The organism is Rhodococcus sp. CH91 (assembly GCF_022554085.1).
Classification (GTDB): domain Bacteria; phylum Actinomycetota; class Actinomycetes; order Mycobacteriales; family Mycobacteriaceae; genus Rhodococcus.
In genome coordinates this window covers 202,162-216,810 of the sequence record NZ_JAKFYR010000006.1, presented here as the reverse complement: position 1 = coordinate 216,810, position 14,649 = coordinate 202,162, and the positions used below count along the sequence as shown (strand labels likewise).

Annotated in this window: 13 protein-coding genes, 1 pseudogene and 1 riboswitch; of the genes and pseudogenes, 10 read left to right on the top strand and 4 right to left on the bottom strand. The window is 67.3% G+C overall.

The window, feature by feature from the left end:
• Window positions 1–132 precede the first annotated feature (132 nt).
• Window positions 133–3,390 (top strand): error-prone DNA polymerase, encoded by a 3,258-nt coding sequence (locus tag MOM01_RS13990; protein WP_241386026.1) that lies wholly within the window; start codon window positions 133–135, stop codon window positions 3,388–3,390.
• Window positions 3,391–3,583: 193 nt separating this feature from the next.
• Window positions 3,584–3,892, top strand: coding sequence for a rhodanese-like domain-containing protein (locus tag MOM01_RS13985; protein ID WP_241386025.1), 309 nt, complete (start codon window positions 3,584–3,586; stop codon window positions 3,890–3,892).
• Here MOM01_RS13985 and MOM01_RS13980 read toward each other — a convergent pair.
• Entirely contained in the window at window positions 3,889–4,353 is a 465-nt protein-coding gene (locus MOM01_RS13980; protein ID WP_241386024.1) for a tRNA (cytidine(34)-2'-O)-methyltransferase, read from the bottom strand. The genes MOM01_RS13985 and MOM01_RS13980 overlap by 4 nt on opposite strands.
• On the opposite strand from MOM01_RS13980, the gene MOM01_RS23445 reads away from it, so the two are divergent.
• A complete protein-coding gene (locus MOM01_RS23445; protein ID WP_374112303.1) occupies window positions 4,292–5,218 on the top strand; it encodes a DUF2510 domain-containing protein in 927 nt (308 codons plus the stop codon). The two genes, MOM01_RS13980 and MOM01_RS23445, sit on opposite strands and share 62 nt — an antisense overlap.
• A gap of 55 nt (window positions 5,219–5,273) precedes the next feature.
• On the opposite strand, the pseudogene MOM01_RS13975 reads toward MOM01_RS23445, so the two are convergent.
• Window positions 5,274–5,387: pseudogene (locus tag MOM01_RS13975) on the bottom strand (IS481 family transposase); the annotation flags it as partial.
• 19 nt (window positions 5,388–5,406) lie between these two features.
• Window positions 5,407–6,219, bottom strand: coding sequence for a 23S rRNA (adenine(2058)-N(6))-methyltransferase Erm(46) (gene erm(46) / locus MOM01_RS13970; RefSeq protein ID WP_241386119.1), 813 nt, complete (start codon window positions 6,217–6,219; stop codon window positions 5,407–5,409).
• 374 nt (window positions 6,220–6,593) lie between these two features.
• Between erm(46) and MOM01_RS13965 the strand changes: the two genes are divergently transcribed.
• The 3 genes from MOM01_RS13965 (at window position 6,594) to MOM01_RS13955 (ending at window position 8,457) form a co-directional block, all read left to right on the top strand.
• Window positions 6,594–7,208 carry a maleylpyruvate isomerase N-terminal domain-containing protein gene (locus tag MOM01_RS13965; protein WP_241386023.1) on the top strand — a complete coding sequence of 205 codons (615 nt, stop codon included), beginning with the start codon at window positions 6,594–6,596 and terminating at the stop codon, window positions 7,206–7,208.
• 86 nt (window positions 7,209–7,294) lie between these two features.
• Window positions 7,295–8,149: a bifunctional methylenetetrahydrofolate dehydrogenase/methenyltetrahydrofolate cyclohydrolase gene (locus MOM01_RS13960; RefSeq protein WP_241386022.1), complete on the top strand. Its 855-nt coding sequence runs from the start codon at window positions 7,295–7,297 to the stop codon at window positions 8,147–8,149.
• Between the two features lie 23 nt (window positions 8,150–8,172).
• Window positions 8,173–8,457, top strand: coding sequence for a DUF3017 domain-containing protein (locus MOM01_RS13955; protein WP_241386021.1), 285 nt, complete (start codon window positions 8,173–8,175; stop codon window positions 8,455–8,457).
• Here the strand turns inward: MOM01_RS13955 and metX are convergent.
• Window positions 8,454–9,581 (bottom strand): homoserine O-acetyltransferase MetX, encoded by a 1,128-nt coding sequence (metX, locus tag MOM01_RS13950; RefSeq protein WP_241386020.1) that lies wholly within the window; start codon window positions 9,579–9,581, stop codon window positions 8,454–8,456. The genes MOM01_RS13955 and metX overlap by 4 nt on opposite strands.
• 131 nt (window positions 9,582–9,712) lie before the next feature.
• Window positions 9,713–9,824, bottom strand: a riboswitch (SAM riboswitch).
• Window positions 9,825–10,089: 265 nt separating this feature from the next.
• Between metX and MOM01_RS13945 the strand changes: the two genes are divergently transcribed.
• From MOM01_RS13945 to trpS, 4 genes are all read left to right on the top strand, one after another.
• On the top strand, window positions 10,090–11,307 hold the full coding sequence (locus MOM01_RS13945) for an NADP-dependent isocitrate dehydrogenase (protein ID WP_241386019.1): 1,218 nt from the start codon (window positions 10,090–10,092) through the stop codon (window positions 11,305–11,307).
• Window positions 11,308–11,439: 132 nt separating this feature from the next.
• A complete protein-coding gene (locus tag MOM01_RS13940; RefSeq protein WP_241386018.1) occupies window positions 11,440–12,633 on the top strand; it encodes a hypothetical protein in 1,194 nt (397 codons plus the stop codon).
• Window positions 12,634–12,720: 87 nt separating this feature from the next.
• Complete coding sequence (locus MOM01_RS13935; RefSeq protein ID WP_241386118.1) at window positions 12,721–13,524, top strand: exodeoxyribonuclease III; 804 nt, start codon at window positions 12,721–12,723, stop codon at window positions 13,522–13,524.
• A 73-nt stretch (window positions 13,525–13,597) separates the two neighbouring features.
• A complete protein-coding gene (trpS, locus tag MOM01_RS13930) occupies window positions 13,598–14,638 on the top strand; it encodes a tryptophan--tRNA ligase (RefSeq protein WP_241386017.1) in 1,041 nt (346 codons plus the stop codon).
• Window positions 14,639–14,649: the final 11 nt, after the last annotated feature.

Here is a 14,649-nt window from a genome sequence, read left to right as displayed (position 1 = left end):
TCTGCGGTGATGCAACCGCTGGGTTGCAGTCGGCTGTGCGGTGGCCGTCGCACCGTGCGTCGACGGGACCGGATCTTCGAGTCGCCTGTTCGAACATATGTGCGATACTGGTTTCGTCGAGGAGGTGCCGGCGTGGGATGGGGAAACGGTCCGCCGACCTGGTCGGAAATGGAGCGCGTGCTCTCGGGGCGGCCCCGTCCCGGTGCTTCGCGCAGGGATGCCGAACGCCCCGGCGACGGGAACGACAGTCCGGCCTGGTCGCGCACCAGGGACGCGTACGAGGCGCGGGTACGCCGCCCGGAAGGGCCGGTCGTGCCCTACGCGGAATTGCATGCCCATTCGGCGTTCAGCTTTCTCGACGGCGCTTCGTCACCGGAAGAGCTCACCGAGGAAGCGGTACGGCTCGGGCTCGAGGCTCTCGCCGTGACCGACCACGACGGTCTGTACGGAGCGGTGCGGTTCGCGGAAGTGGCCCGCGAACTCGCACTGCCCACCGTCTTCGGTGCGGAACTGGGCCTCGACGACGCGCATCTGCTCGTCCTCGCCCGCGGACAGGAAGGCTATCGGCGTCTGTCCCGGCAGATCGCCGATGCGCACCTCGCGGGAGGGGAGAAGAACAACCCGAGATACGACTACGACGCGCTCACCGATGCCGCCGGTGGGCACTGGCAGATCCTCACCGGTTGTCGCAGAGGGCATCTACGACAGGCGCTCGACGCCGGCGGGAGTTCCGCCGCCGAGGCGGCGCTGCTCGACCTCGTCGACCGGTTCGGTGCCGACCGGGTAACCGTCGAGCTGACCTGGCACGGCCATCCGGACGATCACGAACGCAACAGTGCTCTCTTCGATCTTGCGCGACGGCACCGGATCTCGTGCATCGCGAGCACGGCGGCGCACTTCGCGCAGCCGCAACGGCGACGTCTGGCGATGGCTATGGCGGCTGTCTCCGACCGGCAGAGCCTCGATACGGCCGCGGGCAGGCTCCCGCCGGCCGGGGGCGGGCACCTCCGCTCGGGGGAGGAGATGGCACGGTTGTTCGCGGCTTTTCCGGGTGTCGTGCACGCTGCCGCCGACATCGGTCGTGAATGCGCCTTCGACCTGCGTCTCGTCGCCCCGCGACTGCCACCCTTCGACGTCCCCGAGGGGCATACCGAATTCACCTGGTTACGCGAGCTCACATACGACGGGGCGAGGCGCCGATACGGGCCGGTCGATCACAATCCCGCCGCCTACCGGCAGATCGAACACGAACTCGAGGTCATCGGGCGTCTGGGGTTCCCGGGATACTTCCTCGTCGTCCACGACATCGTCGATTTCTGCAGACGGGACGATATCCTCTGCCAGGGAAGGGGATCGGCCGCCAACTCGGCGGTCTGCTATGCCATCGGCATCACCAACGTCGATCCCGTCGGCAACGACCTGCTGTTCGAGCGCTTCCTGTCGCCCGAACGCGACGGTCCGCCCGACATCGACCTCGACATCGAGTCCGATCGGCGAGAAGAGGCGATCCAGCACGTCTACCGGAAGTACGGCCGTATCAACGCGGCGCAGGTCGCGAACGTCATCACCTACCGCGGCCGTTCCGCGGTCCGCGACATGGCCCGCGCCCTCGGGTACTCGCAGGGGCAACAGGACGCATGGAGCAAGCAGATCGGCCGGTGGGGTGGGGTTCGGGTCGAAACCGACGAACGGATCCCCGAGGCGGTCCTCGATCTCGCCGAGCAGATCGAAGGTCTCCCCAGGCATCTCGGTATCCACTCGGGCGGCATGGTGATCTGCGACCGGCCCATCGCGGACGTGTGCCCCGTCGAATGGGCGCGAATGGAAGGGCGCACCGTCCTGCAGTGGGACAAGGACGACTGCGCCTCGGCGGGGCTGGTGAAGTTCGACCTGCTCGGCCTCGGCATGCTCTCCGCGCTGCACTACATGATCGATCTCGTGGCCGAACACGAAGGTGTCCGAGTCGATCTCGCGCAACTCGACCTCTCGGAGGAGGGGGTCTACGAGATGTTGCGCCGCGCCGATTCGGTCGGCGTCTTCCAGGTGGAATCGCGGGCGCAGATGGCCACCCTGCCACGGCTGAAGCCGCGCTGCTTCTACGATCTGGTCATCGAGGTGGCGATCATCCGGCCCGGACCGATCCAGGGTGGTTCGGTGCACCCCTACATCCGGCGGCGCAACGGGCTCGAACCTGTCACGTACGACCATCCGTGCCTGGAGAAAGCACTCGAACGGACGCTCGGGGTTCCGCTGTTCCAGGAACAACTCATGCAGATGGCCGTCGAGGTTGCGGGATTCAGTGCGGCGGAGGCGGATCGGTTGCGACGCGCGATGGGCTCGAAACGCTCTCCCGAGAAGATGGAACGGCTGCGCGGCCGGCTCTACGAGGGGATGCGGGAAGTGCACGGCATCACGGGAGAGGTCGCCGACCGCATCTACGAGAAACTGTATGCCTTCGCGAATTTCGGTTTCCCCGAGAGCCATTCGCAGAGCTTTGCGTCGCTCGTGTTCTATTCGGCCTGGTTCAAACTGCATCATCCCGCTGCATTCTGTGCGGGTCTGCTGCGTGCCCAGCCGATGGGTTTCTATTCACCTCAGTCGCTGGTCGCGGATGCCCGGCGTCACGGTGTCGTCGTCCACGCTCCCGACGTGTCGGTGAGCCTCGCGCACGCCGGCCTCGAGAACTCGGGACGGGAGGTGCGACTCGGCCTGGCCGCGGTGCGGAACATCGGCGACGACCTCGCCGAGCGGATCGTGACCGAACGGGACGAACACGGCCCCTACGCCTCGCCGTCCGACCTCGCAGCCCGGAACGGGCTCACCACCGTGCAGGTCGAGGCGCTGGCCACCGCGGGAGCGTTCTCGTCGTTCGGGATGACCCGCCGCGAAGCCCTGTGGGGCGCTGCTCCGGCTGCGGCGCAACGTCCGGAACGACTGCCGGGGATCGGGACCGTCTCGGCGCCGGCCCTACCGGGGATGAGTGCTCTCGAACTCGCCGCCGCCGACGTCTGGGCCACAGGAATATCACCCGACAGCTATCCGACGCAGTTCCTGCGCAGCCGACTCGACGAGCTCGGGGTGATCCCCGCAGCGGAACTGCACGACGTGCCGGACGGGACCCGCATCCTCGTCGGTGGGGCCGTGACCCACCGGCAGCGTCCGGCAACTGCGGCGGGTGTCACCTTCCTCAACCTCGAGGACGAGACCGGGATGGTGAACGTGGTGTGTTCGGTGGGTCTGTGGGCGCGTTACCGCACTCTCGCCCACACCGCACCGGCCCTACTCGTCCGGGGCCGACTCCAGAACGCCGAAGGTGTGGTCACGCTCCTCGCCGACCATCTCGAGCGCATGGATCTGCGGATGCCGAGCAGATCGCGGGATTTCCGCTAGCGTGCGGGACGGAAGTGCCCGGGAGCCGGCGTGCCGGGGGAGTGCGCGGATTCCCCACCGGCATCGCGATACCGTGTATGGCGTTCCTGTTCGTGTGCGCGGATGTCCACTACCCCGGCTGTCCGTTTCGTCACCCCACGGGAATGCTCGTCCGGAACCGCCGGGACATCCGACACCGAGAGGACCGACAACGATGCGTGAGGTCGACCTGGCCGCACTCGAATCCGGGCTCGCCGAGGGGGCAGCCGTCATCGACGTTCGCGAGCGCGACGAATACGCCCAGGTGCGTGTGCCCGGCGTCACAAACGTTCCGCTCAGCGAATTCGTCGCGCGGATCGACGAGATCCCCACCGAAGGCACCGTCTACGTCATCTGCGCGGTGGGTGGCCGCAGCCTGCAGGCTGCGCAGTATCTCTCCGGTCGCGGCGTCGACGCGGTGTCCGTCGCGGGCGGCACGGACGGATGGGCCCGCTCGGGCCGCCCCGTCGAGAGCGACGCCTAGACAGCCCCGGGAAATCCGTGCTGCCGCCACGCTTCGTAGCAGGCGACGGCGGCAGCATTGGACAGATTCAGCGACCGCCGGCCGGGCAGCATCGGGATGCGGACCTGGTCGGTGACATGCGGGTCGGCGAGCACCTCGGGCGACAGTCCGGTCGGCTCCGGGCCGAACAGCAGGACGTCGCCGGCCCGGTACTCGATCTCCGCGTAGTTCGCCGTGCCGTGTGCCGTGAACGCGAAGACCCGCTCCGGCTGCAAGGCCGCCCACGCGGCCGCGAGATCGCTGTGCACGGTGACCGACGCGAGGTCGTGGTAGTCCAGACCGGCGCGCCGCAGCTTCGGCTCCGACAGGTCGAATCCGAGCGGTTCCACCAGGTGCAGCTCCGCACCCGTCGCGGCGACCATGCGGATGGCATTGCCGGTGTTGGGGGGAATGCGCGGCTCGTGGAACATCACTCTGAACACAACGCAGGTTAACAAGTCGCGATCACCGGTCCGGGGCGGTGCCTCTCGTGCAGGGTCGAGGGAATCCTCGCCGGCAGCCGAGGCTCTCTCGCCGATCACGCGGCCGACCCGTAACAAACCGATCGGTATTCGCGAAGTTCCGAGGAACGTACTCCTCGGAAACGGATCGATCATGAACCCTCCTGCCGGTTGGCATCCCGACCCCTACGACCCTTCCATCGAGCGCTACTGGGACGGTCTGCAGTGGACGGATCAAACCAGACCCAGAGGTGGCGATGCCCCCACTCAGGTCTTCGGTCCTGTCGGCTCAGGGGGCGACCCGGCTTCGGGCGACGGGAAGAAGCGCCGGAAATGGCCGTGGGTGGTCGGAGCCGGGTTCGTCGGACTCCTTGCACTAGGGGCCGCTGTCGGTGAGGAAGAGCCGAAGACGGATTCATCGTCGGTGGTGGTCTCCACTACCACCAGTTCGGTCGCTCCGACCACAACGACGACGCAACCGACGACGACAACGCCTCGAGTGACGACGACGGCCCCTACCGCGGCTTCCGAGGCGCCGGCTCAGGCGCCGCTGGTTCCTGGGGTCGAGACGACCACTGCAGCCCCTACAACCGAGTACACGCCGCCTGCTCCTGCCTACACGCCTCCGCCGACGACCGAGTACACCGCGCCGCCTGCGCCTCGGTACACCCCGCCGCCTGCCGCCGAATACACGCCACCGCCGGCCCCACCACAGTCGGATGGCGGCACTGTGCATCCCGGTTCCTACTGTTCCACCCCGGGTGCTACCGGAGTAACAGTCAAGGGGACACCGATGGTGTGTGCTCCCGGTTCGGATGGCCGGGACCGCTGGCGATCGTCCAACTAGTTGCATGGGCCATGACCTTGGTGACGCCGGACCGAAGTGTGCTTGCAGGCGGCGGCCGGCCGACCGTACGCACCGAGATCGTGACGCCGTCAGCCGCCGGCTCCAGGGCGATTCGGCGGGCCGACCACTTCCGCTCGCGGCACAAGAACTCGATCCGGGTCAGTACTTCCCTCGGGCGTTCGGGTGCGTCATCGTCGGTGCTCGGCCCACTTCCGATCGGTAGTTGAAGAGCATCGATGGATGATCGCGAAGAGCTCGGACCACTGGCCGGGTGAGAGATCGCGCGGCAGCGGTACGCCCCGAAATCGTTGGACGGCGAGCCACTTCTCGACCGCGGCTTCGCAGGATCGGCCGGCGACCCGCGGCAAGATCTGATGCAGGCCGTGGCCTTTGCTGGTGAAGACGGCGTGGACGAAGGCGCTGTATCGGGGCCGAAGCACGGGGTCGACGAGTGGAACGGTCCGCCGAGCGATGGTCATCAGTCCTGCATCGACTCCCGGCCGTGGTGTGAACGCCGACGCGGGAACACGGCCGGCCAGGCCGAACTCGTACCACGGCCACCATTGCGCGGTCATCATCGTTGCGCCACCGATCGCTGCACGACGACGTGCAACCTCCCATTGCACGAGCAGGACCGACGCTGTCCAGTGTTCGGCGTGCAGGATGTGACGCAACATCGCCGTGGTGTGGTGGAACGGCAAGTTCCCCACGATTGTGTGCGGTGTTCGGGGCAGTCGGTAGCGCAGAAAGTCTGCGTGCACGACCGTCGTATTCGGGGCGACGCGGTGTTGAAGCCGTCGTGCATGTCGCGGGTCGACCTCGATCGCTGTGATCGGGCGGCGTAGGGCCTGTAAGGGCAATGTCAACGCCCCATCACCGGAGCCGATTTCGATGATCGGGCCGTCTGTTCGAGAAACGAGATCGACGATCGTATCGACTGCTTTGCGGTCGGTGAGGAAGTTCTGGCCGAGCTCGTGGCGGCCGGCACGGTAGGTAGGCATGGGGTATTCACTCCGGGCAATAGTGGGGTGGCCCGGGCAGCACAAGGACGCCGCCCAGCAACTGACGTGCTGAAAAGCGGCGGAGCGTGTCGAAAGCTCGCTTTCCGCCGCTAGAAGCGGCGGAGCCTGCCGAACATGGTTGATGCGAAGCTCATGATTCCCACGGCCGCACCCTACAACAATGGGTGTCGATACGCATGCAACTTCATGACCCGCAACAACTGGTCGTGATTCGACCGGGTCGGTCGAACCTTGCGGAAACGTAATCGATCCGGACCGCATTCGCCGCAAGGTCGACCATCCCACCTCGCCGCCGCCGGCATGCGTGATTTCATTCTCCCGTCGGGTTCGATGCATTCGACCGGGGAGGACGTATGGAGTCACCGGTAGCGACGTACCTGTCGGCGGTGCGCAGCTTCGCGGAGCTGGTCCGTAGGATTCCGGAGAATCGTTGGGACGGGCCGGGTCTGGGCGGGTGGGATCTGCGTGCACTGACCGGTCATGCCTCGCGTTCCCTGACCACGGTGGTGACCTACCTCGACGACGCGGCCGACACCGAGGACATCGCGAGCCCGGAGCACTATTACGTCCACGTCGCGGAGTTGATGCCGGTCCTCGGTCCGGACGACGTCCTCGAGCGCGGTCGCCGGGCCGGTGCCGAACTCGGCGCCGATCCGGCGACTGCCGTCGACGCACTGTCCCACGAGGTGATCGAGCGGCTCGGCGCCGGGGAGGACCGGACGATCCGGGTGATCGGCGATTCGGGGATACGGCTGCATTCCTACCTTCCCACCCGGACCTTCGAACTCGCCGTTCACGGTCTCGACATCGCCGCCGCAGCGGACGTCCCTTTCGCCCCTCCCGAGAACGTCCTCGGGGAAGCCACCCTGCTGGCGGCGAGGATCGCGGTGGCACTCGGCGACGGCGTGACCGTGCTGAGGGCTCTGACCGGCCGGGTCGCCCTTCCCGGTGGCTTCTCCGTCGTGTGATCACGTCCACGGGGTGCCGAACTCGAGGGTGGACGGATCCGGTACCGCGCGTGGCCTGCCGGCCGATGCCTGGAAGAATGAGCGACGTGACTGCGACGATCCTGGACGGCAAAGCAACCCGCGACGAAATCTTCGAGGACCTGAAGGTCCGCGTGGCCGCGCTGAAGGACAAGGGCATCACGCCCGGTCTCGGCACGATCCTCGTCGGTGACGATCCGGGCTCCGCGGCCTACGTGCGCGGCAAGCACAACGACTGCGCGAAGGTCGGCATCACGTCGATCCGCAAGGATCTGCCCGCGGACATCACCCAGGTGCAGCTCTTCGAGGCCATCGACGAACTCAACGCCGATCCCGCCTGCACCGGCTACATCGTTCAGCTCCCCCTGCCGAAGCATCTCGACGAGAACGCCGCACTCGAGCGCATGGATCCGGACAAGGACGCGGACGGTCTTCATCCGGTGAATCTCGGTCGTCTCGTGCTCGGAAAGGATGCACCGCTGCCGTGCACCCCCCGCGGCATCATCCACCTGCTGCGTCGTTACGACGTGCCGATCGCCGGTGCGCACGTGGTGGTGATCGGCCGCGGTGTGACCGTGGGCCGCCCGATCGGGTTGCTGCTCACGCGGCGGACCGAGAACGCCACCGTCACTCTCTGCCACACCGGTACCCGCGATCTCGCCGCCGAGGTGCGTCGGGCCGACATCGTCGTTGCGGCTGCAGGCGTTCCGGGGCTGGTGACGGCCGAGATGGTCAAGCCGGGTGCGGCGGTGCTGGACGTGGGTGTGTCTCGCACCGAGGACGGACTGCGCGGCGACGTCGCTGCGGACGTGCGCGAGGTCGCAGGCTTCGTCTCCCCGAATCCGGGTGGTGTCGGTCCGCTCACCCGCGCGTTCCTGCTGACCAACGTCGTCGAGCGGGCCGAGCGGCTCGCGGCCCGGTAAGAAGGTCGAACACAGGAGACGAGATGGCTCAGGCCCTGCGATTCACGCGTCTGAACCTACCGCTGCTCGCGGTCACCGTGGTGATCGCGGGAGCGGTGATCCTGGTGATCGCCGATCGATGGCGACGGGGAGCCTTCGTGTTCGGCGGGGCGACCATCCTCGCCGGACTGCTGCGCTGGGTCCTCGACGAGGAGAGCGTCGGTGTCCTCGCGGTACGCAGTAAGCCGTTCGACGTCGCGTCGCTGATCGTCGTCGGGGGGATCGTGGTGGCCCTCGCGGCGTCGATCGATCCGCTGGGAACCGACTAGCCCTCTGCGAGCGTCATCAGCTCGCTGAGGAGCTTGGCAACCTCGTCGGCTTCGGTGAGGAATCCGTCGTGCCCGTCCCGGGAGACGAGCACACGCAGTTCGTCCGAGCCCGGAAGCAGGTCGGCGATCTCCTGCTGCAGACGCAGCGGGTAGAGCCGGTCGGAGTCCACGCCGGCGACGATCGTCGGGACCGAGGTGGACGCGAGAGCGGCGTCGATGCCGCCGCGTCCGCGCCCGATGTCGTGCCGGTTCATCACGTCGGACAACACCACGTAGGTGCCGGGATCGAAGCGTGCGACGAGTTTGCTTGCCTGGTGCTCGAGATAGCTCTGCACCGCGTACCGGCCGCCTCGCCAGGGGTCCTCGCCGTCCTGCGGGAGGTTCCCGAAACGCGTGTCGAGTTCGAGTTCGGTCCGGTAGGTGAGATGGGCGATGCGCCGCGCGATGGCGAGCCCGGTCTCCGGACGCCGTCCCGTGCCGTAGTAGTCGCCTCCCTGCCAGTCGGGATCGGCCATGATCGCCGCCATCTGCGCACTCTGGGTGCCGATCTGGTCGGCGGTGGCGCGGGCGCCCGTGGCGAGGACCAGTGAGGCGCGCACCCTGTCGGGGTGGGTGACGATCCATTCGAGGGTGCGCATTCCACCCATCGATCCTCCGGTCACGGCGGCGAGGACGTCGATGCCGAACCGGTCGAGCAGCGCGACCTCGGCTTCCACCTGGTCGCGCACGGTGATCAGCGGGAAGCGGGAACCCCAGGCCCGGCCGTCCGGAGCGGTGCTTCCGGGGCCCGTGGTCCCGCGGCATCCGCCGAGGATGTTGGTGGAGATCACGCACCAGCGATCGGTGTCGATGGGGGCGCCGGGACCGACCATGCCCGACCACCAGCCGGGAGACGGATGATCCGGCCCGGCGGGGCCGGTCACGTGCGAGTCGCCGGTGAGGGCGTGTTCGACGAGGACGACGTTGTCGCGGGTGGGGGAGAGCTCGCCCCACCGCTGGACGGCGATCGTGACGTTCGGCAGCGTCTCGCCGCTCTCGAGGGTCAGATCCCCGATGTCGAAGTTCGTGAGGCGTCCGTCCGCCGGAGGCAGTTCGATGCGACGCCGCTCGGTGCCTGCCGTCAAGGGATGACCACCTCGGGGCTCGGTGTGGCGGGGCGGGGCCGGGTGCAGGTGTCGGTCATCGTGTCCTTCCGGCGGTGATGGGAGGGTCGATCGGGATCCGCACACGACAGCTCATCATCTCGATCCTCCCGGCAGCAGGCTTGTCGGCGGTGTTCCGCCGACCGTGTCCTCACCCGGAGCACCCCACCCCGGTCGGAGGGTTGCCGGCCAGCAAGCCGGGGCTTGACGCTGGCACTCATGACTCCCGGCAGTCTAGCGACTCTCCCGCGCAGGGTCTTATGCACCCTCTGAACATCCCTGACCAGCAGGAAAGTTACCGGTCGGTAAGGCGTGGGGGTGGGATGGGGCGCTTTGCGGACGCCGCGAATAGCAGTACGCTTGTCATGTTTGGCCGCGGTCCAGGACGTGGACACGGCCATGCTCGTTCGTACGAGCCGACGGCGATCGCACCCACAAAGTGCGGTCGATTGGGGACCACAGAAACGTCCTAGGAGGACACGAAGCGCATATGTCCAAGATCAAGGTTGAGGGTAAGGTCGTCGAACTCGACGGCGACGAGATGACCCGCATCATCTGGCAGTTCATCAAAGACAAGCTGATCCACCCGTACCTGGACGTGGATCTCGAGTACTACGACCTCGGCATCGAACACCGGGATGCCACCGACGACCAGGTGACCATCGACGCCGCCAACGCCATCAAGAAGCACGGCGTCGGCGTCAAGTGCGCCACCATCACTCCCGACGAAGCGCGCGTCGAGGAGTTCGGTCTGAAGAAGATGTGGCGTTCGCCCAACGGCACCATCCGAAACATTCTCGGCGGCACCATCTTCCGCGCTCCGATCATCATCTCGAATGTGCCGCGTCTGGTTCCGGGCTGGACCAAGCCCGTCATCGTCGGCCGTCACGCATTCGGTGATCAGTACCGCGCCACCGACTTCAAGGTCGACCGCCCGGGCACCGTCACCATCACCTTCACGCCCGAGGACGGCAGCGAGCCGATCCAGCACGAGGTCTGCCAGATCCCCGAGGACGGCGGCGTCGTGATGGGTATGTACAACTACAAGAAGTCCATCCAGGACTTCGCGCGCGCCTCGCTCTCCTACGGCCTGCAGCGCAACTACCCGGTCTACCTGTCGACCAAGAACACGATCCTCAAGGCCTACGACGGCATGTTCAAGGACGAGTTCCAGCGGATCTACGAGGAGGAGTTCAAGGCGGAGTTCGACGCCGCCGGACTCACCTACGAGCACCGCCTCATCGACGACATGGTCGCTTCGTCCCTCAAGTGGGAGGGCGGCTACGTCTGGGCCTGCAAGAACTACGACGGTGACGTCCAGTCCGACACCGTCGCGCAGGGCTACGGCTCGCTGGGCCTGATGACCTCCGTCCTCATGACCCCGGACGGCAGGACCGTCGAGGCGGAGGCCGCACACGGCACCGTCACCCGGCACTACCGCCAGCACCAGCAGGGCAAGCCGACGTCGACCAACCCGATCGCGTCGATCTTCGCCTGGACCCGTGGTCTCGAGCACCGCGGCAAGCTCGACAACACCCCCGAGGTCATCGAGTTCGCCCAGCAGCTCGAGGACGTCGTCATCAAGACCGTCGAATCCGGTCAGATGACCAAGGACCTCGCGCTGCTCGTGGGCCCGGAGCAGTCCTGGCTGACCACCGAGGAGTTCCTCGGCGCGCTCGACGAGAACCTGCAGAAGGCTCGCGCCTGATAGGTCCTCCGCTCGCGGAGTACACGACGACACGGGACGCCTCCGACACGGAGGCGTCCCGTGTTGCGTCCTACGAAGTGCCGGGTACCGGTTACCGTCGGGACACGACGTGACGAGAAAGAGGAACCGAGCGTGACCGATACACCCGGCGCCGTGCGTCGCGGCCGAGACGGGGCTCATGCCCGTCGCCGCTTCTGGTCGCGGGTCTGGATGCTCATGCTCGGCTCGGCGCTCGCCTACATCCCTGTCGCGCTGGCACCACACCTCCTCCAGCTCGTCGCCCGGCGGGCCGACGAGCTGGCCTACGAGCGCTACACGCCGGCCCGCAGTGGCGTTCTCACCACCTTGTCGTTCGGTGAGGCCGCGGGTGTCCTCGGAGTGCTCGCGGCGCTCGTGATCGCTCTCAATCTCATCGCCTGGTCGCTCGGACCGGCGGTCTCGTCCGATTCCTCACCCCGGCAGACCGAGGCGATACGCCTCGAACATGTCGAACTGTGCGGCTCGGTGTTCGGCGTGGGAGCGACGATGGCCCTCGTCGCAGCCTTGCTCGACGGACTCCCCGGATCCGTCGATCTCGCGGCCCTGCTCCTGTTCCCGGCCGTCTTCGTCATCGTCGTGCTCAGCCAGGACCTCTACCTCGCGACTCAGCGTGGCGTCGGCGCCCGCCGCATGCTCCGCCGCGAGGCCTCCCTGCTGCGCCGCCGCGAGTTGCTCGCGACGGCTGCCCGGTTCCGGCCTCGGGGCCGGCTCGCCGCCGCCCGTCCGGCGGTCGTCCTGGGGGCCGAGTTGCTCGCACTCACCATCGTCACGGCGGCCGTGGGCCTGTCGCTCCTGCTGATCGTCGACGACCTCCCGCCGTCCGCGCCCGTCGTAGCCGCCGTGGACGCGGTGTTCGTCGTCGCGGCGTCGATCGTCACGGTTGTGGTGGCGGTCGTGCTCGTGCCGTGGACCGTCCGGTGCTGGCTGCTCCGCCGGTACGTCGGTGCTGTTCTCGCCGTCGCAATCGGCGGCACGCTCTACGTCGTACTGTGTGCGGGAATCGTCTGGGCCGCACTGGACGAGGACACCGTCGGGGAGGCATTCCTCACGGCGGTCGCCCTGCTCGGATGGACGCTCCTCCCGCCGATCGCCCTGCTGGTGGGCACCCTCGGCGTCCGGGGCCGGGGGCACTTGCCCGGGGTCACCACGGCACTGCACGCTGCGCTCCTGCGCGAACGATATCGCCTGCGCTGCACCGACCCCGGGCAGGCCGGCGACAGTTCGGTTCCGCCCTGGGGTCCCCTCGTGGCGCGGGCTCGCAAGCTGACCCACGCCACCTCGCGATAACGGGCGTTTTCGCTCCGGAAGGTCGTGCGCGCCACATCCGCGGCAGCGACCTGCGGTCGCGTCGCCGGTGTCGGCTACGGTGACCCGGTGCCTCTCGTCATCACCACCGTGAACGTCAACGGCGTCCGTGCAGCAGCGGGCAAGGGCCTGCTCGAATGGCTGAACTCGTCCGACGCCGACATCGTGTGCCTGCAGGAGGTGCGCGCCATCGAACAGCAGTTCCACGCCTCGATCGCTCCCGCCCTCGAAAGCGGATGGCACTGCGTGGGAGCCGAGTCCTCGGCGAAGGGCCGTGCCGGGGTCGCGATCCTCTCGCGCATCCCTGCCGATGCGGTGCGGGTCGGCTTCGACGTCGACGAGTTCGCGGCGGCCGGCCGCTACGTGGAAGCGGATTTCGGCGACGTGACCGTGGGAAGCCTCTATCTGCCGACCGGTGAGGCCCAGACGCCGAAGCAGGACGAGAAGGAACTCTTCATGAAGAGTTTCGCGGCCTATCTCGCCGAGCGGTACACCGCGGTGACGGCCGAAGGCCGCGACATGGTGGTGTGCGGCGACTGGAACATCGCGCCCACCGAGCGCGACATCAAGAACTGGAAGGGCAACATCAAGAAGTCCGGTTTCCTGCCGGAGGAACGCGCATGGGTCGCCGACCTGCTCGAGGCCGGCTGGCGCGACGTGGTGCGCGACCTCCACGGCGACGTCCCGGGCCCCTACTCGTGGTGGTCCTACCGCGGCAAAGCATTCGACACCGACGCCGGCTGGCGCATCGACTATCACCTGGTGACACCGAACATCGCGGCGCGCGCCACCGAGGCCCGAGTCGAGCGGGCAGCGAGCTACGACCGGCGCTGGTCCGATCACGCGCCGGTGACGGTGAGCTTCGAACTCTGATCGGAACCGGCGCAGCATCGGGGAATGCACCTCGGTCGCGGCCCGGCCGGACGTGCGTGGAATCATCGACGGCATGTCGAGCACTGCAGAACAGAACACCACGAAGTCGAAGGCCCGCCCCCGTGTGCTGTCCGGCATCCAGCCCACCTCGGATTCGTTCCACCTCGGGAACTTCCTGGGGGCACTGGCTCAGTGGGTTCCCGCGCAGGACGAGAACGACGCCTTCTACTTCATCCCCGACCTGCACGCGATCACCGTTCCGCACGAGCCGAAGATGCTGCGCAAGCGCGTACTCGTCTCGGTTGCGCAGTTGCTCGCGATCGGGATCGACCCCGAGAAGTCCGTCCTGTTCGTGCAGAGTCAGGTGCCGGAGCACGCCGAGCTGTCGTGGGTGCTGAGCTGCATCACCGGCTTCGGTGAGGCCAGCCGGATGACGCAGTTCAAGGACAAGTCCGCCAAGCAGGGCACCGAACACGCCGGTGTGGGCCTGTTCACCTACCCGATCCTCATGGCAGCCGACATCCTGCTCTACCGCGCGAGTCATGTCCCGGTGGGGGAGGATCAGCGTCAGCACCTCGAACTCACGCGGGATCTCGCACAGCGCTTCAACTCCCGCTTCGGCAAGACCTTCGTCGTCCCCGAACCGATGATCGTGAAGGAGACCGCGAAGATCTACGATCTTCAGGATCCGACGTCGAAGATGAGCAAGTCGGCGGCGACCGATGCGGGGCTGATCAACCTGCTCGACGATCCCAAGGTCTCGGCGAAGAAGATCCGCTCGGCCGTGACCGACAACGAGCGTGAGATTCGCTTCGATCGGGAGAACAAGCCCGGCGTCTCGAACCTGCTCACGATCCAGTCGGCGCTGTCCGGTCGCAGTATCGACGAGCTCGTCGCCGGTTACGAGGGCAAGGGTTACGGCGATCTGAAGGCCGACACGGCAGAGGTGCTGACCGAGTTCGTCACCCCCATCCGCGCGAAGGTCGACGACTATCTCGCCGACCCCGCGGAACTGAACCGCATCCTCTCGCGCGGCGCGGACCGTGCGCGGGAAGTCGCGTCCCGCACCTTGGCTCAGGTCTATGACAAGGTGGGTTTCCTGCCGCGGACGTAGACGAAGGAGCA

Excerpts from the sequence above, each read along its gene's own strand:
- MOM01_RS13985 (WP_241386025.1), top strand. The coding sequence starts at position 3,584 with ATGCGTGAGGTCGACCTGGCCGCACTCGAATCCGGGCTCGCCGAGGGG.
- MOM01_RS23445 (WP_374112303.1), top strand. The coding sequence starts at position 4,292 with ATGCGGATGGCATTGCCGGTGTTGGGGGGAATGCGCGGCTCGTGGAAC.
- MOM01_RS13965 (WP_241386023.1), top strand. The coding sequence starts at position 6,594 with ATGGAGTCACCGGTAGCGACGTACCTGTCGGCGGTGCGCAGCTTCGCG.
- MOM01_RS13955 (WP_241386021.1), top strand. The coding sequence starts at position 8,173 with ATGGCTCAGGCCCTGCGATTCACGCGTCTGAACCTACCGCTGCTCGCG.
- MOM01_RS13945 (WP_241386019.1), top strand. The coding sequence starts at position 10,090 with ATGTCCAAGATCAAGGTTGAGGGTAAGGTCGTCGAACTCGACGGCGAC.
- trpS (WP_241386017.1), top strand. The coding sequence starts at position 13,598 with ATGTCGAGCACTGCAGAACAGAACACCACGAAGTCGAAGGCCCGCCCC.